Genomic DNA, 23,432 nt, shown 5'->3' on the forward strand with positions numbered 1-23,432 from the left:
GGATTGGGAGGGGTAGGGGCATGGCTCAGTTGGGGCGGCGGGGTTTCCTCGCCGGGGTGGGTGCGGCCGCGTTGGTCGTCGGGGTGGGCACCGTCCCCGCGGCGGCGTCGACGGACCGGTGGGGTGCGCGGAACTCGGCCAACGGCTGGCCGATCCGGTCGAAGGGCATCACGGAGGTGCGGGTCGAGGGCTCGGCCGCGGTCATGACCGTGCTCGGCGGTGACGTCGCCGCCCTGCTGGGCCACGTGGCGCGCCGCTTCCACTACGAGATCGCCGAACTCGGCCCCGGCGACATCCAGGGCCACACCGCCGACCGCCGCGTCGCCGCCCCGCTGGAGTCCAACTACCTGTCCGGCACCGCCATAGCCCTCCTCCCCACCCGCTTCCCCCTAGGCGCCACCGGCGGCCTCTTCCCCCACGAGATCGCCGTCCTCCGCGACATCCTCGCCGACTGCTCCGCCACAATCCGCTGGGGCGGCGACGACCCGGTCACCCCCAAGGAAGGCCACTTCGAACTGGACGCCACCCCAGCGGCCGCCGCCAAAGCCGCCCGCACCTTGGCCGCCGCCGGAGCCATCCCGGACCCGTTCGTCCCAACCCGCCGCTCCCGCGCCCTAGCGCTGGAACGTCACCAACGCCGCCGGTAGCTCCTTCTGTCCATTATGGACTTGATTCGGACATCTACTTCCTGGATGATCACCCTCGCCGGCGATTTGGCCTCGCTGGTTCCCTTTGTCCCGCTCTTGTGCGTCTGACCTGCGGATCTCTTGTTGTCCGGCTCCATTTTTCCCTCTTATGGGGTACAGAAGTTATCCACATGTGGATCTCTGCGGGGGTGCTTTCAAGATCGCCCGTCGGGGGGTCCCGGTAGACTGGACCAGGGCCGCCCCCCGGAGAGGGTGGGGGCCGGGCCGGGGGTTGCCTGCGCGCGCGGGCGCGAAGCGAGGTGCTCCGGCGAGGGGTGTTTCCGGGTGCTCCGGCGGCTTCCGGCGCACCTGCGGGCTTTCGGCGATCCTGCGCTAAGAGGCGCGCGCCGCGCCCTGGTTGAACTCGCTGGGCTCGCGCGGCCCTGACCGCGCCAAGCCCGTGTTGTCCACTGTGGACGTCCCGGCTAGTTGACGGCCGCAAGTCGATCACCCCGGCGACGACTTGCCCACCGCCACACCCACTCCAGCGACCCCCACGCCCGTGGCCAGGCGATTCGCCACCCACCCCGCGCCGATATTCATGCCGACGGGTGACAGAAGTTATCCACATGTGGATCACCGCGCCCCCATTTTCAAGATCGACTGTCGGTGGGTCCCGGTAGACTGGCCCAGGGACGCCCCCCGGAGAGGGTGGGGGCTGGGCGGGGGAGGGACCGCGCGCGGGCGCGAAGCGAGGGGCGGCGGCGCGGTAGCGCTACGAGGTCGTGGTTGGGCTTAGTGCAGGGGTTGTGTGGCAGTGGTTGGGGGTAGGCGTAGCTGTCGGGTTAGGCGGGCGGGGTGGGAGACGTGGGCTGGGGGCGGCGGTAAGGGTTCGAGGTAGCGGTAGGGCTGAGAGGTTGGGGTTAGAGGGGGCGTGTGCGGCGGCAGTGTGCGCTGGGGGGCGCGCGGGGCTGGCGGGCCGAAGTCGGGGCCAGTAGCGCGAAGTCGGGGCTAGGGGCCGTCTGAGCGGGGCCGGGGCCGCAAGCGAGAGAGGCCAGTGCGGGGACCCGGTGAGTCGGGTCCCCGCACCGTCCTGCGGAGGGGCTATGGGCGGGTGGGCATGGGGTCGGTGAGGCTGAGGAGCCGCAGGAGGTCGGGGGCGTAGTAGGCCTTGGCGTAGGGCTTTTCGTCGAGGCGGTGCAGGACGCCCGCGTCTACCAGGCGGGCGCAGACGTCGCCCGCGTTCTTGGTGGTGATGCCGTGGAGTTCGGCTACCTGGCGGTGGTTGGTGACGGGGGTGGCGATCAGGGCAGTCAGGACCTTGCGGATGTTGCCGGTGCGCCTGCCCGACAGCTTGCGGTGCAGGGCCTCGTGCGCGGCCTCGAGCTTGGTGATCAGCAGCAGCTCGTCGCGAGAGACCGCGCGGATGCCCTCGGCGAAGAACGCGATCCACTGCTCGTAGTCGCCCTCGTCGGCGAGGCGGCGGATGCGGGCGCGGTACTCGGTGAGGTTGCGGTCTATCCACGTCGACAGCGGCAGCACCTGGCCGCGCAGCACCCCCGACCGCGCCAGCTCCAGGCCGACGTAGAGCCGGGCGATGTGGCCGTTGCCGTGCCGGAACGGGCGGACGACCTCGTGGAAGAAGTGCCCGAGCGCGACCTTGGCCAGCACCGGGATCTCCGTCTCACCCGAGGACCACGCGGCGAACTGCTCGAACGCGGCCCGACTCGCCGCGCCCGGGGGACTGGCCAGCAGGAACGGGTCCGTGCCGCCGAGCCAGGAGTGGTCCGTGCGCCAGATGTCGGTGCCCGCCGTGTCGACGCCCGCGAACGCCGCCGCCACCGAGGACATCAGCGCGACGTGGTCGGTGACGCCCGCGTCGAGTGCGGCGAACCCGGTGTCGCCCGCGCGCAAGTAGCTGCTGATCGCCGGTTCCACCGCCGTCTCCGGTCGCACGCCGGGCAGCTGCGACACCAGCACCTCCAGCAGCGCCGTGCTGATCCCGTCCAACCGCGCCGACCGCTGCACCTCGCGGACCTGGGTGGCCCGCACCAACGCCGACGGGTCGAGCAGCCGCACGGTCGCCTCGTCCAAGCGCCCCAACGCCTCCTGCGCGTCGGCGAGGGCGCGGTGGGTGCGCGAGGACAGCACGACGTCCGACGGCAGGGGTTTGGGCAGGAACGCTCCCTCGGTCAGCAGCCGTCCCGGTACCCCGTCCCACTCGTCGCGCACCGGGATCCACATACCCGCGGGAGATGACCGCGTCGTCGCCATGGCCGGGAAGCCTCGGGGACGCGACGCGATATCCACAAACGGTGTGATCTCCACTTCGTTGATCGACATCCTCGGCCTGCCCGCCGGATTGGTCCACTCCCGGCGGGCGTCATCACGCAGATCAACTCACACGTCACCCCCGAGCCCCGCGTGGCGAAGGCCGGTAGTGGTCCACTCCCGCGAGCCGATCACGGCCCCAGCGCGCCGCAGGTGCGCGTGCGCCTTCCCGTGCAAACTGCGAAGTTCACCCGAAGGACGCAATTGTCCCGGCGGTCGCGGGCGACCCCGGAGAAACGGCGCAACCCATTCGGCTTATCGCAGCACCACCCCTTGCGCCGCGATCCGACCTGCCCGGCCCGCCTCGTACGCGATACTGGCCACAGGTGCCGGTGGTCCAGGGGAGGTGCGTCGTGGCCGAACGCGTCCCGACGTTGCAGGAGTTGATCCGCCGCCGTCAGTCCGGTGGCTTCGTCGGTCGGCGGGAGCAGCTCGCGGAGTTCGAGGCGAACCTGGCGCTGCCGCTCGACGACCCGAGGCGGCGGTTCCTGTTCACGCTCCACGGTTCCGCGGGCGTGGGGAAGACGTTCCTGATGCGGCAGTTCACCCGCATCGCCCGCGAGGCCAAGGTGCTGACGGCGTCGGTGGACGAATCGGTCTTCGACGTGCTCACCGCGATCGAGGCGATCGTCGCCGACCTCGACCAGCAGGGCGCGCGCTGCCGCGACTTCCCCAAGCTGCTCGCCGACTACCGCACCCGCAGGCACGAACTGGAGACCGACCCGGGCACACCGGAGGAGATCTCGTCCGCCCTCACCCGCACCGTCGTCCGCGTGGGTCTGCGGGCCGCGAGCGACATCCCGTTCGTCGGCGCGGTCGCCGAGGAGGTCGACGGGGACGCCGTCGCAGGCCGGGTCGACCGGATGCGCACCTTCCTCGGCCGCAAGTTCCGCAACCACGACGACATGCGGCTGATCCTGTCCCCGGTCGAGGTCCTCACCGCCGCGTTCCTGCGCGACCTGGACGCCATCGCCGCCAGCCGACCCGTGGCGCTGTTCTTCGACACCTACGAGCGCACCGGCGCGTTCCTCGACCCGTGGCTGCTCGACGTGCTCGCTGGTCACCACGGGTCGCTGCCCGGCACGCTGCTGCTCACGATCGCGGGCCAGAGCCCGCTCGACGCCAACCGCTGGGGCGAGTTCCTGCCGGTCCGCGCGGACTACCCGCTGGAGGTCTTCACCGAGGAGGAGGCCCGCCAACTCCTCGCGGACCGGGGTGTCACCAAGCCCGCTGTCGTCAACACCATCCTGGAACTGTCCGGCCGCCTCCCGGTCTGGGTCGCGACCCTCGCCAGCACCCACCCCGACGAGGCCGACGCTGTCGGTGACCCCAGCGGGAGCGCGGTCGAACGCTTCCTCAAGTGGGAACCGGACCCCGACCGCCGCACCGCCGCCCTCCACGGCGCCTTACCCCGCCGCCTCGACCACGACGTCTTCGCCGCCGCCTGCGCCCCCACCCCCGCCGAAGACCACTTCACCTGGCTCGGCCGCCTCCCCTTCGTCGTGGAACACGCCACCGGCTACCGCTACCACGACGTCGTCCGGTCAGCCATGCTCCGCGTCCTCCGCCGAAAGTCCACACTGGACTGGCAGCACCGGCACCAGGCCCTCGCCACGCACTACGCGTCCGCCAAGGAGGGCCTCGGCCTGTCCGGCCGCGACGCCTGGAAGAGCGAGGCATGGCAGGACTTGGCGCTGGAGGAGCACTACCACCGCCTGTGCGCCCAAGGGCAGGCCGCACTCCCTGCCGCTCTGGGCGGCCTGATCGACGCGATCGCCTGGCGTTCGAGCGCGGTCGGCTACTGGCTGCGAATGATCCGGCAAGCGGGTACCGACTCCGCCAACCCGGCTGTCATCTCCCGCGCCAAGGCACTTCCGGCGGTCTCAAAAACCGGCGAGAACACCCTCGAACTCCTCACCGACCTCATCAACGACCGAACTGTAAGAGACCAGGACCGGGCCACAGCCCTAGGCGAGCGCGGTGCCCTCCAAGACGCGAACCATCAAGAATCCGCCCTCGCCGACTTTAACGCCGCGATCAACATCCGGACGGATCAGTACTGGACCATCGCCTGGCGCGGGGACGCCTACCGCCTACTCGGCCGATACGACGAGGCGATCGTTGATCTCGACCGCGCGATCGAGATGAACCCGGAGTACTCCTGGGCGCTTGCCAGCAAGGGCTGGGCCAACTGGCAGCTGAAGAACCGCGACAAGGCATTGATCGATCTCGGCCGTGCCATTGAGATTGATTCTGGCTACGGATGGGCGATTGGGGTTCGGGGTCAAATCTACACGGAACTGGTTCGGTACGAGGACGCTCTGGCGGAATTCGATCGAATCGTCCAACTCAGTGCCGGATCGCGGGCGAGTATCGCGCGACGTGCCGAACTTCTCTTGCTGATGGGCCGCTATGATGACGCGATAGCTGATTGTGAGCGCTGCATATCCTTGGAACCGGACCGGGCTCAAGGTTATCTCGCTAGGGGGTCTATTTACTCTGACATCGGGAGAAATGAGGACGCTCTGAGAGACTTCGACCGCGCGCTCGAACTCTCTCCTGAGAGTTCCTGGGGGCTGAGCTTGCGAGCGGATTCGCTGCGGATAGCAGGACGGTTCAACGAAGCGCTCCTCGGCTTCGATCGGGCAATCGAGATCGATTCGAACAGCAGCTTTTCGCTCGGTGGCCGCGGAGAGGTTCTCCGTATCCTGGGTAGGTATGATGACGCAGTCGCGGACTTCGACGGTGCGACGGAGATCGATGACCTCAATGAGGGTTGGTATCATTACCAGTCCGCGCTGGCCTTGATCGGGGCCGGACGTGTCGAGGTCGCCCGGGAGAGGCTGTCGCGCGCCGTGGCCACGGAAGAGGTCAATGCTCGGGTTGCTCCCCAGGATCTCAGGATCGCCTTCAATATCGCCGTCTACCGGCTGGCACTCGGCGAGTCAGAAGAAGCGCACAGGATCGTCCGGGATGCGATGGGTAAGTCGCCGACGACTGTGCAGGTCCGGGTTGCCATCAGGGACTTCCGTGAGTTGCACGAAGTCCTCGGCTGCGATGTCGAGGGCATCTTGGCGTTGCTCGACGGAATGCCCTGAGGTCCTGGTGCGGGACCGTCGGCCCCGCACCAGGACTCGGTCAGCCCAGCAGGCGGTCGAAGGTCGCCAAGGTGTGGCGGCCGACCGTGCGGCCCAGGTCGGTGCCTACCTCGTCGGCGATGCGGGTGTGGATGCCGGACCAGACGCGGGCGTTGATGTTGTCGCGGCTCAGGTCGCGCCAAGTCTGGTACTGGATCACCACGCCCGGGGCCGTCGGGCTGGTCAGGTCGAACGGCTGCCGGGTGCGTGGGCCCGTGAGCGAGGTCAGCACCTGCTCCGACACCCCCGCGTACGTCGCGTGGCCGCTCGGGTAGTCCGGGTGCGCGGGCGTCACGTGCAGCGGCGTCCACGAAGGCAGGCCGCCCGTGCGGAGGGCGGTGACCGGGCGCCAGAGTTGGTAGGCGTACTTGGCGTCGGACGTGGCGATCTGGGTGTCGACGGCGGCGACGTTGTAGACCGCCACGAGTCGGACCCGGTCGGCCAGCGAAGCGCGCGACTCGGTCAAGGCGACCCGCACCGGGGTCACGAACGCCGGTTGTGAGCCCTGGTACCAGAACGACGCGATCCGGGTCTGGGCCTCCGTGCGCACGGTGCTGTCGACCGAGCCGTAGTCCCGCACCTCGGCCAGATCCCGTTGGTAGCGCGTGGAATCCAGCGCGGGCGGTGGGGACGGGCGGAACTGGTCGGCCCGGCGCAACGTGAACGGCTTGGCCGAGCGGTTGCCGTACTGGATCGCCGGGGCGTACGCGGGTGGGGTCGGTTGCCACACCCCGGGGGCGGCGGGCGGCACCGTGAACGGCGCGTTGACCGACGCCGGGTCCAGACCATCGCCCTCGCGTTCGGCCAGCGTCCGCCGGGCCTGCGCCGAACCTGCCGCGACGCCCCGGGACTTGGCCGCACCGCTGGGGATCCGCGCCAGGGTCGTGGCCAGCGCCGAGTCCACCTCCGCCGCGCGGCTGGGGACCAGGCGCACCAGCGAGTCGTGCACCGCCGAGGCCACGGCCGCCTCGGTGAACGCCCGGTCGTGGCCGTGCCGGACCGCGCGGGCCGCCGCCAGCCAGCTGATCGCCCAGGTCCGGTTGTTCGTCACCTGGGTCGGCGCGGGCGCGGCGGCCAGCACCCCGGCGGTCACGTCGTACCACTCCACCACCGCGTCCACCCGCTGCGCCTGGGCCTGCGGCACGGCCACCACCGCGCCCAGCAGCACGGCCGCCGCCAACCCCACGAGTCGATGTCGCATGCGTTCTCCCCGTTCCACCCCGAAAACCGTCGTGACCGTTCAACCACGTGCCGCCGCGGGTCGTCCAGCGAGCCCACTGGGTGGATGCCCTTGCTTTCCCCGACTGGGCGACGACCGGCGGGTGCGCTCGGTAGCATCGGGCTTCCCCGGTGTGACGATCACGCGCGGGTGCCGACCGGAGGGGAGCGGGGTGCGGCGATGACCGATCGGCCGCCCTTCAACCCGTTCGTCCCACCGCAGCGCCACGTGAGCAGGGCCATGGTCAGCCTGCGTCCCGTCGACGACCCCGAACACGAAGAGCACTACGTGGACGTCTGCGGCAGCGCCAGGGCATATGAACGGCTCACCACGTGGCCGGACGTGGTCGAGGACATCCTGACCACCGGCGGGTACGTGCTGGCGTTCGGCGAGTCGGGCTGCGGCAAGACCGCGCTGGTCAACCGGTGCGCCAACTGGGTGCGCGACGCGCTGCGGGAGGCGTTGGGCGCCAAGGTGATCGTGGTCGACCTGCGCAGGCACGCGCTGGCGCTGGAGTCCTCCAGCGTGGCCAAGCGCATCGGGTGGGCCTGCGCGAAGCTGGTCAAGGTGTTGCGCGACGAGGACGCGTTGGTCGACCCGGACGCCCCCGAGCTCAAGTCGGGCGACCCGGACCTGATCCTGCCCGAGCTCGACTCGCTGCTCGACCCCAGCCTCGCGCTGGTCGTGCTGTTGCCCGACCACCTCGACCTCGTGCGCGAGGTCCACGTCTACGCCAGCGGGATGCTCAGCCCGCGCGTGCTCTACCTCGCGGAGTCGGCGCTGCTCACCGACGCGCACGTGCGCAAGATCGAACTGGAGCTCGAGGACACCAGGCCGCCGATCGTGCTGCGATTACGGACCCTGACCAGGGCGGACGTGGCCCGGTTCGTCGGCGACCGGCTCGACCGGCACCGCGCGGCGGGGCCGTACCCGGGGATTGATGACACCGCGGTGGCCGAGTTGGTGGCCACCAAGTCGGTGAAGACCCTGCAGCGGACCCTGCTCGGCACGTTCGAGATGTTGCGCCGGGAAGCCGTGAACTACAGTGAGGCCTACGCGGTGACCGTCGACGATCTGAATCGATACACCAGGGGAATCCAGTCATGAGCGGCGTCGATCCGACCCCGGAGCGGGAGCGCAGGCGCAACCCCTACACGGCGATGGCGGTCGCCACCACGTCGCTGATCGACGGGGACGCCGCGACCGCTGACGTCACCGTGGTGACCGACGCGATGCGCCGGGCGTACCGCACGCTCGACGACTATTTGGAAGCCGAGCCCGAGAACGCCGCGTCCGCCGGTGTGGTGATGGCGCTGCTCGGCAACTACGGGATGGGCAAGACCCACCTCGCGGTCCGGTTGGTGCGCCGCGCCCGCGCCGCGCTCGGCGGGTCGACGAAGGCCATCTACCTCGACGCCAACGCCGAGGACTTCCTGTCGCTGTACCTGCGGTTCATGCGGGAGGTGACCAAGGAGGCGCTGGTCACCCAGGTTCGGGACTACTACGCGGATGTGGTCGCTGCGTCGTTGCAGGAGACCGGCTTGTCCGGCGATGCGCTACAGGCGTTGACAGCTGGACAGGTGACGCCGCAACGGGTCATCCGCGAGCTGGGCATGCTGGAGAGCGCGCTGCTGCGCCGGGTCCAGGAGACGCTGGTCGGGGTGACCGGCGACCACGACTTCAGCACGGTGCTGACCCTGTTGCTGCGCAACGGTTTCGACGACGCGGTGTGGCTCTGGCTGACCGGGGGGGAACCGGACGAGATACTGGTCGACCGGGGGATCACGCGTCGGATCGACAACGAGCTCGCTGCCCTGGAGGCGCTGCGGGTCATCGCGCTGCTGTTCTCCGGGCTGCGCAACCGGTTCGTGCTCGTGATCGACGAACTCGACAAGATCTTCTCCGCGCACCACCGTCCTAATGACACGTTGATGGCCCGGTTCCAAGACCTGCTGGCCGTTAGTGCGCGCACGGGGGCTTGTTTGGTCCTGTGTGGACTTCCTGATGTGTGGGAAGTGTTGACTCCGGCCGTGCGGGCGCGGATTCCGGTGCGGGTCGACCTCGCGGGGCTGACCGAGGCCGAGATCACCGAGTTCTTGCTGGAGTCGCACCGGTCCGTGCTCGATCAGGACGGTATCGAGCCGTTCACCCAGGTCGCTGTGCGCACTATCGGGCGGCTGACCCGCGGGTATGCCCGTGACGTGATCAGGTTGTGCCGCAAGGCTTTCCGGCTGGCGGACAACGCGTCGGTCGTGGCGGGTCGGGACGTGCTCGTCGACGAGGTGGTCCTGCAGGCTGCCGCCGCTGACGAGTTCGGCGCGCCCAACCTCGACGACGTCGTTGGGCAGATCTGGCGGCTGGCCGAGCGCCAGGGCTGGAACCCGCACCGTGACCACATGTTGGGTGCGTCGGTGCTGGCCAGGGCCGACTTCTGGATCACCTTCCCGGAGTTCGACAGCGGATGCGCGTTGCTGCTCGCGCCGTCGCTGCTCGCGGACGGGGAGGTGGCCAGGCTGCTCGACCGGGTCGCTGCGCTGCGGGCCGCCGCGCCGGGGATCGAGGTGGTGGTGGTCGTGGTGGGGGTGCCGACCGACACCGCCGTGCTGCGCGTGCGCGACGTGCTCGACCGCGACCCGCTGGTCGTCCGCCCGCACAGCCTCGCCGACGACGTCACCGCCGCGCTGGAGTCCGCCCGCACCCGGCTCCCGCGCCGCGACGACACCGACGAACTCGGCGGGCTGCGCAGGCAGATCGACACCTGGCTCGCCCGCATCGCCAACGGCCAACGGGAACTGGCCGACGTCCTGGTCCGCCGCGTGGATGACCTCGCCGCGACCGTGCACCCCGCCGAAGCCCCGTCGGACGGCGTGCTGCCCCCGACGCTGGCGGACCTGTTCGACGAGGCGACCGCCGCGCTCACGGATCTTGCGTCGATCCGCGTGACCCCGGAATCCTTCGCGCACGACGTCATCACGGCGTCGGACCCGCTGGTGGTCGAGCTGCGCGACCAACGGATCGTCGCCGCCACGGGCTCAGCCGTCCTTTTGCGACAGGTCATCGAAACCTTCCGCCTGGTGCTCTCGCAGTGGTACCGCACCAACAGCTCCCGTGTGGACACCCGCGCCCGCGACCTGCTCGACCGCATGTGCGACACCTACGACAACATCACCGACTCCCTCCCCTCCCGAGGCGCCCTAGCCGACCTGGTCCGCGCAGGCCTCCTCGCAGGCCCCACCCGCCAACGCGCCGAACGCGCCCTCCTCGACTTCAGCTTCCGCGTCCGCGAAGCCGCCCTGGACGCGGTCACCAACCGCTGACAACCCCCACTTTGTCCGCTCGGCCCCTCACCCTCTGGCCTGCGCGCCCGCATCTCGTTGTCTACCAGCGGATCTGCGCTTTGGGCCGCCTCTCAACTTCCGTCTTCTGGGTGACAGAAGTTATCCACATGTGGATCTCTGCGGGGGTCGGTTCAAGATCGACTGTCGGTGGGTCCCGGTAGACTGGCCCAGGGACGCCCCCCGGAGAGGGTGGGGGCCGGGCTCGGGGCTTTCGCGCGCGCGAGGCGGTGTGGGCGGGGCGCGGTGTGGGCGGAGTGTGGGGGCTTGTGAGGCGGTTGGGGCGGTCTGGGGTGGGGTGATGTGGCCGGGCCAGCCGTGGATGGGAGGACTGGTTGGGGCGGGCGGGCGTTGTGGGGTTTGAGACGAGTTGTGGAACTGGGCGGGGAGAGCGGGCCTGGGGTGGCCGTGAGGGCTAGGCGGGGGTGGTGGAGAGGTGGTGGGCCAGGGCGTGCATCTGATGGTCGGCTTGGCGGACTTGGGTTTGGTCGAGGGTGAGGCCTACCAGGTAGTGCTGGCGGGGGAGGCGGCGGTAGTAGATGGCGCCTTGTTGGACGTCGAGGACTATGCGGTGGAGGGGGCCGCCCAGGGCTTCTGCGGTGGCTTGGTTGAGGTGGGTGGCGAGGGCGGCCAGGTCGTGGCCGAGGGTGGTGTAGAGGGCGCGGCGGTCGGTGGGGGTGGCCAGGTGGTGGAACTGGGCCAGGTGGGGGGAGTCGAAGCAGTCGGCGGTGGCCAGTTGGGTGCCTCGGGTGTAGTAGGCGATGGCGTGGAGGCCGTCGAGGCGGATGGCGGGGAGTAGCGGCGCCAGGAGGTCCGAGGGGCCGGTGGTGTGGAGGACGCGCTCGGCGGTCGAGGGGATTTCGGGGCCCTCGTCGGTGAACGCGCCGGGGTTCTGGGTGGGGAGGCGGTCGGCGGTGCGGAGGTGGTCGACGACGGTGGTGAGGGCCGCGTCGGCTCGTTCCCGGTCGGCCGCGGAGGTCGCGCTCGCGACGGTGCCGATCACGTGCCTGCCGGGCCGGACGGTCTCGCAGAACACCGCGCCCGCCTCGGCGTCGAGCACGGTGCGGATCAGCCTGCCGGTGCGCAGCGGTTGCAGGTCCCGGTCCAGCCCACGCCACGCCACGGCCAGGTGGACACCCAGGCGCAGCAACGCTTCCCACCGACCCGCGCCCGACAGCCGGTTGAGGCCGTAGACGAAGTCGTCCTGGTCGAAGAAGCCGACGCAGTCCAACCCGGGGGCCGCGGTGACGGCGTCGCGCAGCCGCGCGGGCAGTGCGGCGGGGACCTCCGCGTGCTCGTCGGCAGTCTCGACCCGCCAGGTCAGGTCAGATCCGGGAGACGTCGACATCGCTCACCTTTTCGGATGGCTGCCTTCCGCGATGCCGTGCTGTCGTGGCGAGTCCGGCTGGCCACGGCTGGTCAGATCTGGGGGATGTCGACATCGAGTACCTGCCAGGTTCCGGTGGTGCCCTCGGCTGTGTGTGCGTTGGTGGACGCGGTTTGGGTGATGGGGTGGTCCAGGGGGAGGTATTCCTCGCAGGTGTTGAGGGCGGCGGTGGCGATGGTTGCGGCGCCGGGGCGGTTGCCGGAAGAGGCGGTGACGGCGGCTAGGTTCACCGTTGCGCTAAGAGTCCACGGGTGGGCGCGGCCTAGGGTGGATTCTAGTGCCGTGCAAGCGGTTTGGGTTTCGAATAGGGCGTTGTCGAACGCGCCGCGGGCTCGGAGGGCGAGGGCTAGGCCTAGGCGTCCTAGGGCGACGAACGGGTGGGTGTCAACCAAGCCGATAGTGTCGACCAAGCCTGTTAGTGCTGACCGGGCTAGGCGTTCGGTTTCGGCGGGTTCCCAGCCGTAGACGCGCTGGGTTGCGGCGAGGGACAGCATGCAGGCGAAGCGGTCCGGGTGGGTGTCGCGGCGGACGGAAGTCAGGTGGCGCAAGGCGTTGGTGATGTCTGCGCGGGCGGACCTGGGGTCGCGGGAGCGTTTGGCGATGCCTAGGTGCCACTCCATGCTGCCGCGTAGTTGGAGGTCACCCCAGTGCGTGTGTCTGGCCTGCCTGCTGGCCTCTTCCAGGTACGCCTCGGCCTCCGGTAGACCTAACTGGCTCGCGTAAATCCCGGCCTTACCCAGCGCCCACACGGTGTCCTTATGGGCGTCGCCATAGAGGCGGGCCAGACGTTCCAGGTGGGAGCGTTGGGTGCGTAGCGCTGCTTCCGCGTCACCCGCGAGGAACTGGGACACCGCGAGGTTGTTGGTGGCCCACTGGGTCTCCGGGTGGTCCGGGCCGAGCACCTCGCCGTGGTGCTGTCGGGTCACCGTGTCCTGGACCAGCGCGTCGGCGAAGCGGCCGAGGCCGCGCAGGTTGCCGCCCCGGTCGCGGGCGGTGGCCAGGGTTCGGGGATCGGCGACGCCGTGGACCCGCTTCTGCACCCGCAGCACGGACTCGTCCAGCGCCAGCGCGCCGTCGCGGTCACCCAGCTCGCGGCGCAGGTTGGCCAGCTGGGTACCCATCCGCAGGCGCAGTTCGTCCTGCTCGCCGAAGCGCGTCGTCCACGACTCGAACACCTCCTGGCCCGAGGCGAGCGCCGCCCGCCGGACCCCGACCCCGCCGAAGGCGAAGAAGAACCGGGCCTGGTTCACCAGCCACCGGCGCACCGCCGGGTCGTCGCTCTCGGTCGCCCCTGACGGCCCGATGTGGGTGCCCAGCTCCACGAACCGGGCACGGTGTGCGGCCGTCACCTCGAACGGCGCGTAACCGGCCAACGCCCGCAGCACCGCCGACCGCCGCGCCTGCCTGGTCGACGGGTCGATCAGCTCGGCGATGGTGGACCGCAGCACGTCACCGACGCGCACCCGCTCGCGGCCCCAGTCGACCTCGAAGAGCCCATACCGCTCACCCAGCCACAGCGCCCGGTCGATCACCGGCGGGAACACCAGCAGCTCATCGGTGTCGCCGTCGACCCCCGCGCCCAGCTCGGCCCGCCACGGCAGCGACCGCACCAGGTCGAGCGCGGCCCCCAGCGGCGACAGGAACGCGCCGAACTCGGCCACCAGCGCCGCCACCGCGCCCAACCGCCGGTCGACCGGAGCCCGCCCCGCCGGGTCGTGCTCGCGGGCCGTGGCCAGCGTCAGCCGGGCCATCCGGTGGATAGCAGTCGGACCAGCGGTGTCGGCGCGCAGCCGGGCCAAGAGGTCCGCGCCCGCCCGCTCGGCAGCTTCATAGATGTCCAGGTAGCTCTCACGCGTGCCGTCGGTCAGCACCCTGACCCGCTCACCGAGCCAGCACGCGGCCAGGTTCAGCGCCAGCGGCCAGTGGTCGAGTTCGGCGGCGATCTCTACGGCAAGCTCGACGGTCAGCCCTGACGCGCCCCGGCGGACCAGCGCTGCCCCTTGCTCCGAGGACAGCCCGGTCACCGGTAGCTCTGTGTCCACCAGGTCGCGCTCATCGACGGCCGCGACGGTGACGATCACGTGGCCCCGGCCGCCCTTGGGGAGCAGGTCCGCGATTGCCGAGACGCCAGGAACGCCGTCATAGACCAGCAGGAACCGCATAGAGGTGTCCGTGGCTAGTCGGTCGAGCGCGGCCATGCTGCCGTAGTGTTCCGGCTCGGCTCGTAGTCGACTCGCCAGCTCCGCGAGCTGCACCAAGGCCGCTTGCGGTTCATGGGCCGGTAGCCACCACACCACGTCGTACGCGAACGCGTTGCGGTGCGCGTAGGCGAGCGCGAGTTCGGACTTACCAACGCCGTGCGCGCCTGTTAGCGCTACCGTCGTGACCCCGTCGGACGGCGGAAGAGCAGCCCGAAGTCGGTCCAACTCCGCGTCACGGTGGCCGAAACGAGCACTGGACGCCGGTAGGCCAAACACGACAGACGGCAGGCCGGGCACCTTCGGCGGGACATCCGGTGGCAGCGGCGGCGTCGGATAGCCCAGACCGGAGAACAACCGCTCCCGCACCGAGTCGACCCTGTCGCGCACGGTCTTGAGCATCGCCTCGCTGATCCGCCCGCCTGGCACGCTAACCGGATGCAGCACGATGTCAGCCCTGTCACCGTCGACGACCTCGGCACCCAAGGCCACGATCCGCACCAGAGGCAGGTCGCCCGCATCGGCCGCATCCGCGGCGCACACGGACACATTGACCTCGGCCAACTCTGCCGCCACCCAGTCGACCCACGGGCGCAGCGCCGGTTCCGCCGTGACTACGACGCGTTGCTCGTCACCGACGTCGATCCCAGCCACTCGGCGGTACCGCCCGCGCACCAGATCGCTTACCCGCTCCGGCGCCACACCACGGTCAGCGTCAACCATCGTCGCCAGCCGCACATACCGCGACCACAGGTCGTCGGCCTCTTCCGCGACGACCGCGAGCAAGGGTGCTGAAGTCACGTAAGACAACTCGGGCAGCTCTACGTACGGGTCAGTCAGCCGCGAACGAGGTGGCAACACCGGGCCGAACGCCTGTCGGATCGCCGTGCGCAGCCCGTTGACCCGGTGCTCGGCATCGTCGACGCGGAACCGCGTGGCCGCGACAACGATGTCGACCCGCAGCGGCGCCGACCGACGCACCACGTCCACCGTGTCGACGGCAGCACCCAGCGTCGGAACTAGAGGCTCGAAACACACCACAACCGTGTCGCCCAGAACGCTTGCCGCGCGCAGGGTGGCGCTGTGACCACCAGAGGGCAGCGCTACCAACACGTCGTCGTAGTCGGCTGCGGTTAGCGTCTGCCGCAGATCCGTAAGGGCGTGCTCATCGACGGTCGTATGCCTAAGAGACGGCAGCCCGTCAACAAGAGAGAGCACGTCTATCGACCCGGACAGGCTCGGCACCACGTGGGATGCCAGTTCGCGCTGATCACGCACCCGCCCGCTAGCCGTACCGCCGACCGCTTGCGCTGCCGCCCACACCTGGTCCGGACACGCCTGCCGACCCGTGTGGAAGACCCGCAGGTAGTCGCGCACCGAGGTCAACTCATCGGACCAGTCGAGCACCAGAACCCGCCGACCGGCTCCGGCAAGCACACCGCACAGGTTGGCGACCGCGTCCACGCGACCCGCGTTGTCCACCACGGACACGAACACGGTCACGACGGCCTGACCGCTGCTCCCCGGTAGGCCCATCGCGTCCCCCTCCGCCCTCACCCGGTCGGTCCGCCCGACAGTGAGCTCTGGTGTGCCTGGTACCGGGTGGGCGCCGCGGCGAGTTGACCGAGCACGCCTGCCAGCGATTCCCGCAGCACGCACTCCGGTAGTGCTGCCAGCTTCGCGAAATCGATAGCGGAAACGTCGAGCAGGTGGGAACGCAACACCCCTGATTCCCCGGGGAAAGGGGTCGGCGGGGCCGCTGTGCCGTCCATCCGCACCCCCTTTGGCGAACCCTGGCGCACCAGCGCGCTGCCCGATCCGGTCGAACCGCCGATCGGGCGCCTCCTTCGCCGACCCTATCGGCCGGTGCGTCGCGGAGTGGTCACGCGGGGCGAAGATACACCGATCAGCCGACACCCCGACCCGCCCCGGCCGTGTTACATGGGGGGCGAACCCGGGCCGCCGCGCGCCGCCCGGGGGTTCGGTGCGCGGGGACACACGGACGACGGACGGGGAGCGCAGATGCGGGCACGACCGCCGACGCGCCAGTTCGTCGTGAAGCTGCACAGCCGCTGCGACCTGGCCTGCGACTACTGCTACGTCTACGAGATGGCCGACCGGCGGTGGCGCGCGCAGCCCGCGGTGATGTCCGAGTCCACCGCGCACGACCTGGTCAGCCGCGTCGCCGAGCACGTGCGCGCGCACGATCTCGACCAGGTCGACATCGTGCTGCACGGCGGGGAACCGTTGCTGGCCGGGCACGCGCGGATCGAGTCGTTGTTGCGGGCCGCGACGGACCGGGTTCCGGCGCGCGTCGCATTCACCGTGCAGACCAATGGGATGCGGTTGGACGAGCGATTCCTGGGTCTGTTCGCCGAGTGGGGCGTCCGGGTCGGGGTGAGCCTCGACGGGACAAAAGCCGGACATGACCGACATCGCACCCGACGTGATGGCCGCGGAAGTCATGACGCGGTCACGGCGGCGCTGGGGACACTGACCGGCCCTGATTTCCGGCACCTGTTCGCCGGGCTGCTGTGCGTGGTCGACCTGGCCGTCGATCCGCTGGCGACCTACCGGGAACTGCTCCGGTTCGACCCGCCGGTGGTCGACTTCCTGCTCCCGCACGGCAGTTGGAGCGCCCCGCCGCCCGGTCGGCACCCCGGTGACCCGGCGGCCCCGTACGCCGACTGGCTGATCCCGGTGTTCGACCAGTGGTACGGGGAGTCGCCGCCGCGCACGGTGGTGCGGCAGTTCGCCGAGGTGATCACCCTGTGGCTGGGCGGGACCTCCGGGGTCGAGGGGCTGGGTGAGCAGGCCTCACCGCCGCTGGTGGTGGCCACGGACGGCGCGATCGAGCTGTCGGACATCGTCGCGGCAGTGCAACCGGACGCCGTTGATACCGGGCTCAACGTCGCCACCGACCCATTCGACGCGGTAGTCCTACCGACGCCGAGACTCGCTTCGGAGTGCTTAGCCTGTCCGGTCGTCGCGGCCTGCGGTGGTGGACATCCCGCGCACCGCTACCGGGCAGGCGAGGGCTTCGAGAACCCGTCGGTCTACTGCCAAGACCTGTTCCGGTTGACCAGCCATGTACGGGCGCGCCTCGCCCACGACCTCGCGGCCTTGACGTGACCGCCGACCTGGCCTGGCACACCGTGACCGAGGCGGTGTTCGACGACCTGGCCGGGGGAGGTGGTGGGCGGGAGGTCGCACGGGCGCTGGTGTCGGCGCGGCGCAGTCGGACGTTGGCGTTCCTGCGGTTGCTCGCGACCGACCGGGACCCCGCGGCCGCGCAAGCGTTCGCGGTGCTCGGTGACCTGCGCGCACACGATCCGGGCGCGGTGACCCGGGTGCTGGACGATCCAGCCGTGGGGCTGTGGGCGACGGCGGCTCTGCTGCGCGGTGATCGTGGGGAGTCGACCCCCGGATGCCTCGCGCAGATCGCCGCGGCGGCCGCGATCCGGGCTGGAGTCGTGGTCGAGTTGTTGTTCACCGCGCCCACGACAGTGTTGCCTTCGTTGGGTACCGTCGAACCGATCGTCGGACGTGCGAGGACGGATCGGTTGCGTTGGACGCCATTCCCGGCGGTGCGCATGGCCCCGGGAGTGCGATGGACCTTCGGTGGATGGCCGCGAGGGTTGCTCCCCGACGGGCTAGGGCTTGCCGTTAGACCTGACTTTGCGTTGTGGCAGGAGCGGCTGGAGGCGGCGTGGGAGCTACTAGCGACTGACCATCCGGTTGTGGCTGCGGAGTTGGCTGAGCTTGTCTCGGCTGTGACGCCGCTAGAGCCGTCAGACGTTGGTGAGGCCAGCGCGACCGTTGGGGACGCGTTGGGGTGTGTGTTCCTGTCCCTTAGCGCTGACGCCGAGATGATGGCGGTGACGCTCGCGCACGAAGTGCACCACGCGAAGCTGACCGTGCTGATGGACCTCTTCCCGCTGTTCGACACCGCAGACGACAGACTGTTCTACGCCCCATGGCGCACCGATCCCCGCCCGGTCGCGGGTCTGCTGCACGGCGCCTACGCACATCTCGCCATCGCCGGGTTCTGGCGCGAACGGAGGCAGTTAGCCGAATCAGCGCGGGCGCACCAAGAGTTCGCTCGGTGGCGCGAGGCGACATGGACGGTGAGTCAGATGTTGCTCGACAGCGGCGCTCTTACACCGCTCGGCCATCGGTTCGTCTGCGGGATAAGAGATCGCGTGCAGGTTTGGCTGAGTGAAGCCGTTCCGGCCTCGGATCTGCGCACTGCCACTCGGCTGTTGGCCGAGCACCGGCAGCGGTGGGCGTCAGGCGGCTGACTTGCCCACCGATGGGATGGTGGGGAACGGGAGCGTCTGCGGTGTCCGATCCAGCGGAATCCGGTCCAGGACGTGCCCACCGGCGGTGAACAGCAGGTACGTGACGACGATCGCCGGACCGACCACGGCGACCGTGCCCGGGAAACTCGGCTCCAGCAGCAGTGCCAGCACGATCGCGGTCAGCCCGTTCTGCTGGCTGAGCGCCAGGCACCACCGGTCGTAGCGGCTCATCCGGATGGCGATGAGCGATCCCACCACGACCTGCGCCCCGAACGCGGCCACACCGAGCAGCAGGCCCTTGAGCAGCAACCCCATCGACCCCGGTCCGACCGTGCCCGCCAGCACCACGCCCAGCGCCACCCCGGCCAGCAGCAACGCGCCGGTCAGGGCCTTCTCGAGAACCCGCTCGGCCCTGGGGTGACCCGCGAACGGCCGCACCACCAGGCCCGCGAGCGCGACACCGAGCATCAGGCCCTGCGTCACCGCGACCACGGCGAAGGCGAGCACCAGGACTGTGCCCATCGGGACCATGCCCACCGGGACCAGCCGGGACCGGAACACGAACCACAGCTCGATCGCGGCGACGGCGAACGCGGCGTTGAGCAGCAGGCTGGTGCCGAGGTCGGCCAGCCCGGACGACAGCACACCGGGGGTGCCCAGCGCGAACGCGGAGAGGTACACGACCATCAGCACGGTCACCGGGTCGTCGAACGCGGCCCACGCGGACAGGATCGACTTGGCGCGCCCGGACATCCGCCGGTTCAACGTCGCGGCCACCGACAGCGGATCGATCTGCGCGACCGCCACCCCGAGCACCAGGCTGACCGGCCGCGAATCGACCAGGTACATCACCCCGGCGATGAGCGCGGTCTTGGCCAGCACACCGACCGTCACCGCGAGCACCACCACACCGATGTTGCCGCGCAGCTCGTCCAACGCGATCCCGCGCGTGCTGCCATAGAGGCCGACAGCGAGCAGGGCCATGACGAACAGGTGGTACGCCGCGCCCGTGTGCACACCGCTTATCCCGGTCAGCCCCGCGACCGCCCAGCACACCACGGTGACACCCAGAACCGCCAACGGCAGGCGATTCCCACTCGACTGCGACATCGCATCCCCTTGGGCGAGACCGCCACCGGCCGATTCGAGGTCGGCGGACACCTGATGATATCGCGGCCCACCACCCTCCCGGTGCCCCAACAGCGCAACCCGTCCGGCCGAACAGGTGAACGCCTTCCCTGGCCCGGCAGAACACCTGACGCCCCGTCGCGGTCACGGCACCCTGTACCCCAAGAGCACCAACCACTTGGGGAGAACATGGCCAGATCCACGTCCCGACTGATCGCCGTCCTGGCGGCGATCCCGATAGCCCTGACCCTCGCACCAGCCACCGCGACCGCCGCCGTGGACCCGGAGGATGTAGCCGTCGTCGCCACGCTCGACAAAGCGGCCTACGACACCGGCGACCGGGTAACCCTGACTGTCACCGTTACCAACAACGGGGCCGAACCCACTCCGGCGCTCCGCGCGTGGGCGTCTGGTGACACCTACTTCAACGGCCCGTGGGCGAGGGAGATGGACCGCTGGGGGCCGGGCAAGGTCTTGGCGCCAGGTGAGTCCTACCGGATCAGCGGCGCGGACTACCTAGAAGACACCTCAGACGGTGTGGCCAATATCGATGTCCAGGTTGAGGGGGCACCCGTCTTCAAGAGGGTGCGTCTATCCGCGCCAGTCGCGGCCACGACCGGCGACTTGACCGGCAGGATTGGCTACGACAGCAACGCCGACGGCGTCCTAGCACCTGAAGAGGGCCGCGCGGGCGTCACGGTCACTATCGACAACTACCGCGCGGGCGTTCGGCACACCACGTCGACCAATGCCAGTGGGTACTACGAGTTCCGCGGCATCACCACAGGCGAGTACCACATGCGTCTCGAAGGGCTGATCGAGTTCGTCGCGCAGCCCGAGCCCCAGTTCGTCGGCCGGGCAGGTAAGGACTACCAGATCTTCGTGGAGCGCCCGCTCTCGGAGAGCCTTACCGCAACGCTGCGTTTCGACCGGAAGACCTACCAGCCGGGGGAGCGCGCGACCATCACGATCACCTTGTTCAACCGGAGTGCCCGCCCGCTGACAGGTGTCACCGCGTGGTGCAACCGCGTCGGTCACGAGTGGGGGCTGCGCGCGACCGCCGAGGGCTGGGGCGCGCTCTACAGTGGAGCGACGATCCCGGCGGGCACCAAGCGCACGTACAAGGTCTGGTCGATCATCCCGCCCGAGGGTCGCAAGGCCGGGTTCGTCTTCGCCGAGTGCGGCTTCATCCAACGGATCTCCGACGGCACCCCCGAGGCGGAGGACACCGCGAAGGTCCCGGGCGCCGTGGGCACCGTCGAAGGCGTGGTCTACGAGGACCGCGACGGCGACCTCACCGCGAGTCCGGGTGAGGGTGTGCAGGGGGCTCGCGTGACTCTGGTCGACTCCCAGTCGGGCAAGGCCATCGTCAACGGCCTCACCGGCCCGGACGGCCGCCTCGACATCCGCAACGTGCCCACCGGCACCTACGTCCTGCGCCTCGACAAGCCGTGGCAGTTCGCCGAGGCCAGGAACCCGTGGCACCAGGTCTACGAGGGCTGGCCCAACCCGATCTCCGAACGCGTCACCCGTGTCCCCAGGCCCGCGACCGCCTGACCCTGACTCCGTTCGACGGCGGCTTGGCCCTCTGGGTCAAGCCGCCGAGTCCACGAAGGACGTCATAGCGGGTCTAAGAGGCGGCGGAGGCGGGTGGTCATGATGGCGTCTAGGTCGACTTCCGTGGTGCCTCGCTGGCGGACGTCTTCGTAGGCCTCGTACAAGAGGCGGCGGAGCGCGTCGGCGGAAAGGCCTACAGGGGACCAGCGGTGTTCGATCCACTCGATGGCGGATGGAGCAAGAGGCGGGATTGTGGGGTGTGCCGCGTTGAGGCGGGCGGTGACGAAGCGGTCGACGTCTCCCGGTGTGAGAGGCCCAAGAGGCAACGTGGTGACGTCGTCCGGGGCCTCGCGGAGGTGGGATGACTCGGTGAACAGGATCATCCGCTCTCGTGCGGCGCCCGCGTACCAGCGAAGTTCGGCAGGTAGCTCTACCGGAGGCAACAGCACGACCAAGAGCGCGTCGTCGGGGAGCACGGCATCGATCTCGTCGAGGACCTGTCGGGGATCGTCCGAAGAGACGTCGAACCGTGCGGCCAACTGGCGGCAGACAGCGTCGATCCGTTCCCGCACCGTCAGCGCTACCGGCTCATGTGACAGGTCGACGCACACCACCCCGTCGGCGTTGTCGAGCAGCCACCGGGCGCACCGCTGCGCGAGAGTCGACTTCCCGCAGCCGGACGGGCCGGTGACCAGCACCAACCGGGCCGGGTCACGGGTGTAGGAGCGGGCGAACGAGTCGGTGAAGCGGGTGAACCCGGCGGCGAAGTGGTCGATCTCGGCGACCAGCCCGAGCAGGTCGGGCCGCTCGACCAGGGGCAGCGCCGCGGCGGTGAACGGGTTGGTCCACCGCGCGTGGGTCATGTGCCCGTCCCTGGTCCGCGTGCCGAGCGAGCCTGCACGCCGATCCAATACCACCGGCGGTCGGTGATCAAGAGATCCCGCCGCACCTCCACAGTGGACCGGGGCTAGGCGGCCGAGGCGTCGAGCAGGTCCGCCGCCCGGGTGAGCAGCCGGTCGTACGCGGCCGGGTCGTCGGTGTCGATCACCGGGAAGCCGACGCCGAAGTCGCCGTTCACCCACCTGGCGGTCACCCCGGGGTTGGCCTCGTTGGTCCCGTCGTGCAGGAACACGTGCGGGCTGCAGTTGACCCTGCCGGAGCCCGCCGCCGCGAACTGGTCCATCACCGCGCGCCTGGCCCGGCCGTCGTCGAGCGCCTCGGCCAGCGCCGAGACGTCCACCGCGCCCGTCTCCCGCGCGACCTCCAGGATGACGTGGCGCATCGAGATGGTCCGGCCCTCGGCCCAGAACGCGACGCGCAGCGCCAGGTCCAGGGCCTCGCTGGCGGGCAGCCCCTGCGCCTTCGCCGCCTGCACGGCCTCCAGCGCGGGCAGCGTGGTCACCGGGTAGGTCCAGTCCGGGCCTTGCCACAGCCGCCAGCCCGCCTCGGGTTCCAGGGCCCCGACCACGGCGATCTCCGAGTCCACGCCGGGCCGCTCGTTGACCGAGTGGTTGAACAGCTCCAGCGGGAACGCGCGGTGGTCGAACCGCAGCCGCCCCACCAGGCCCAACCGGCGCCTGGCCGCGTGCAGCCGGAACACCCCCAGGTGGGCGAACGAGCAGTTGAGGTCGCTGAACACCACGACCGTGTCGGGGGTGGCGGGCAGGCGCGGGTCGGTGCTCACGGTGCGTCCTCTCTGGCTGGTTCGCAGGCCCCCGTGCGGTGGGCGTGCGCGACCTTGAGCAGGCCGGTGGCGATGATCTGCTTCTCCTCGTCGGTCAGGTGCGCGGCGAAGTGCTTCTCGATGCCGCCGAGGTACACCGGGACGGCCCGGCGGAACGCGGTGCGGCCCGCGTCGGTGAGCACCGCCCAGACCACCCGGCGGTCGTTGCCGTCGGTCTCCTTGCGGACCAGGCCGTCGGCGGCCATCTCGTCGACCAGCCTGCTCACCCGGGTGCGGCTGAGCACCACCCGGTCGGCCAGGTCGCGCATCCGCAGCCCGGGCGCCTCGGCGGCCTGCAGCTCGAGCAGCACGTCGTACCAGGTCAGCGGGACGGTGCCCGCCCTGTCCAGCTCGGCCTCGATCGCGCGCAGGGCCGCGTTGGAGGCCAGCAGCACGGACCGCCACGCCTCGATGCCGAGGTCGTCGGTGCGCAGGGGGAGTCGCATGGGAGGAGTGTAGGCGATTGCGTGCGTCCGCACATATCTGTTAC

General features: G+C 70.1%; 16 protein-coding genes. 7 read left to right on the forward strand and 9 right to left on the reverse strand.

Translation table 11 applies throughout. The features are described from left to right. Positions 1 to 20: 20 nt before the first annotated feature. Positions 21 to 647, forward strand: coding sequence for a hypothetical protein (locus LV79_RS12790; protein ID WP_253835347.1), 627 nt, complete (start codon positions 21 to 23; stop codon positions 645 to 647). Positions 648 to 1,730: 1,083 nt separating this feature from the next. Here the strand turns inward: LV79_RS12790 and LV79_RS12795 are convergent. Then, the gene (locus LV79_RS12795) at positions 1,731 to 2,900 is read right to left on the reverse strand and encodes a Fic family protein (RefSeq protein ID WP_253835349.1); all 1,170 of its coding nucleotides are present in this window, start codon (positions 2,898 to 2,900) and stop codon (positions 1,731 to 1,733) included. Positions 2,901 to 3,310: 410 nt separating this feature from the next. Here LV79_RS12795 and LV79_RS12800 point away from each other — a divergent pair, with 410 nt between their 5' ends. After that, the gene (locus LV79_RS12800; protein WP_253835351.1) at positions 3,311 to 6,055 is read left to right on the forward strand and encodes a tetratricopeptide repeat protein; all 2,745 of its coding nucleotides are present in this window, start codon (positions 3,311 to 3,313) and stop codon (positions 6,053 to 6,055) included. Between the two features lie 40 nt (positions 6,056 to 6,095). Here the strand turns inward: LV79_RS12800 and LV79_RS12805 are convergent, their stop codons facing one another. Then, complete coding sequence (locus LV79_RS12805) at positions 6,096 to 7,295, reverse strand: vanadium-dependent haloperoxidase (RefSeq protein WP_253835353.1); 1,200 nt, start codon at positions 7,293 to 7,295, stop codon at positions 6,096 to 6,098. A 198-nt stretch (positions 7,296 to 7,493) separates the two neighbouring features. On the opposite strand from LV79_RS12805, the gene LV79_RS12810 reads away from it, so the two are divergent. Beyond that, positions 7,494 to 8,420 (forward strand): ATP-binding protein, encoded by a 927-nt coding sequence (locus tag LV79_RS12810; protein WP_253835355.1) that lies wholly within the window; start codon positions 7,494 to 7,496, stop codon positions 8,418 to 8,420. Next, a complete protein-coding gene (locus LV79_RS12815; RefSeq protein ID WP_253835357.1) occupies positions 8,417 to 10,630 on the forward strand; it encodes a hypothetical protein in 2,214 nt (737 codons plus the stop codon). The genes LV79_RS12810 and LV79_RS12815 overlap by 4 nt, the downstream gene beginning before the upstream one ends. Before the next feature lie 433 nt (positions 10,631 to 11,063). Here the strand turns inward: LV79_RS12815 and LV79_RS12820 are convergent, their stop codons facing one another. From LV79_RS12820 to fxsA, 3 genes are all read right to left on the reverse strand, one after another. Beyond that, complete coding sequence (locus LV79_RS12820) at positions 11,064 to 11,996, reverse strand: hypothetical protein (protein WP_253835359.1); 933 nt, start codon at positions 11,994 to 11,996, stop codon at positions 11,064 to 11,066. Positions 11,997 to 12,067: 71 nt separating this feature from the next. After that, positions 12,068 to 15,790 (reverse strand): FxSxx-COOH system tetratricopeptide repeat protein, encoded by a 3,723-nt coding sequence (gene fxsT, locus LV79_RS12825; protein ID WP_253835361.1) that lies wholly within the window; start codon positions 15,788 to 15,790, stop codon positions 12,068 to 12,070. Further along, on the reverse strand, positions 15,787 to 15,957 hold the full coding sequence (gene fxsA, locus LV79_RS12830) for an FxSxx-COOH cyclophane-containing RiPP peptide (RefSeq protein WP_253835363.1): 171 nt from the start codon (positions 15,955 to 15,957) through the stop codon (positions 15,787 to 15,789). The genes fxsT and fxsA overlap by 4 nt, the downstream gene beginning before the upstream one ends. A gap of 298 nt (positions 15,958 to 16,255) precedes the next feature. On the opposite strand from fxsA, the gene LV79_RS12835 reads away from it, so the two are divergent. Together LV79_RS12835 and LV79_RS34420 are read left to right on the forward strand one after the other, a co-directional pair. Further along, positions 16,256 to 17,365 (forward strand): FxsB family cyclophane-forming radical SAM/SPASM peptide maturase, encoded by a 1,110-nt coding sequence (locus LV79_RS12835; protein WP_253835365.1) that lies wholly within the window; start codon positions 16,256 to 16,258, stop codon positions 17,363 to 17,365. After that, positions 17,362 to 18,534, forward strand: a complete 1,173-nt coding sequence (locus LV79_RS34420; RefSeq protein WP_253835367.1) for an aKG-HExxH-type peptide beta-hydroxylase — start codon at positions 17,362 to 17,364, stop codon at positions 18,532 to 18,534. Before LV79_RS12835 ends, LV79_RS34420 begins: the two co-directional genes overlap by 4 nt. On the opposite strand, the gene LV79_RS12845 is transcribed toward LV79_RS34420, so the two are convergent. Then, the gene (locus tag LV79_RS12845; RefSeq protein WP_253835370.1) at positions 18,523 to 19,644 is read right to left on the reverse strand and encodes a hypothetical protein; all 1,122 of its coding nucleotides are present in this window, start codon (positions 19,642 to 19,644) and stop codon (positions 18,523 to 18,525) included. The genes LV79_RS34420 and LV79_RS12845 overlap by 12 nt on opposite strands. A gap of 207 nt (positions 19,645 to 19,851) precedes the next feature. Between LV79_RS12845 and LV79_RS12850 the strand changes: the two genes are divergently transcribed. Next, positions 19,852 to 21,219, forward strand: coding sequence for an SdrD B-like domain-containing protein (locus LV79_RS12850; protein ID WP_253835371.1), 1,368 nt, complete (start codon positions 19,852 to 19,854; stop codon positions 21,217 to 21,219). 62 nt (positions 21,220 to 21,281) lie between these two features. Here the strand turns inward: LV79_RS12850 and LV79_RS12855 are convergent, their stop codons facing one another. From LV79_RS12855 to LV79_RS12865, 3 genes are all read right to left on the reverse strand, one after another. After that, the gene (locus LV79_RS12855) at positions 21,282 to 22,082 is read right to left on the reverse strand and encodes an ATP-binding protein (protein ID WP_253835373.1); all 801 of its coding nucleotides are present in this window, start codon (positions 22,080 to 22,082) and stop codon (positions 21,282 to 21,284) included. 104 nt (positions 22,083 to 22,186) lie between these two features. Next, positions 22,187 to 22,903, reverse strand: coding sequence for a DsbA family oxidoreductase (locus tag LV79_RS12860; RefSeq protein ID WP_253835375.1), 717 nt, complete (start codon positions 22,901 to 22,903; stop codon positions 22,187 to 22,189). Further along, positions 22,900 to 23,388 (reverse strand): MarR family winged helix-turn-helix transcriptional regulator, encoded by a 489-nt coding sequence (locus LV79_RS12865; protein WP_253835376.1) that lies wholly within the window; start codon positions 23,386 to 23,388, stop codon positions 22,900 to 22,902. The genes LV79_RS12860 and LV79_RS12865 overlap by 4 nt, the downstream gene beginning before the upstream one ends. Between the last annotated feature and the right edge of the window lie 44 nt (positions 23,389 to 23,432).

It is taken from the genome of Actinokineospora globicatena (assembly GCF_024171945.1).
GTDB classification, from domain to species: domain Bacteria; phylum Actinomycetota; class Actinomycetes; order Mycobacteriales; family Pseudonocardiaceae; genus Actinokineospora; species Actinokineospora globicatena.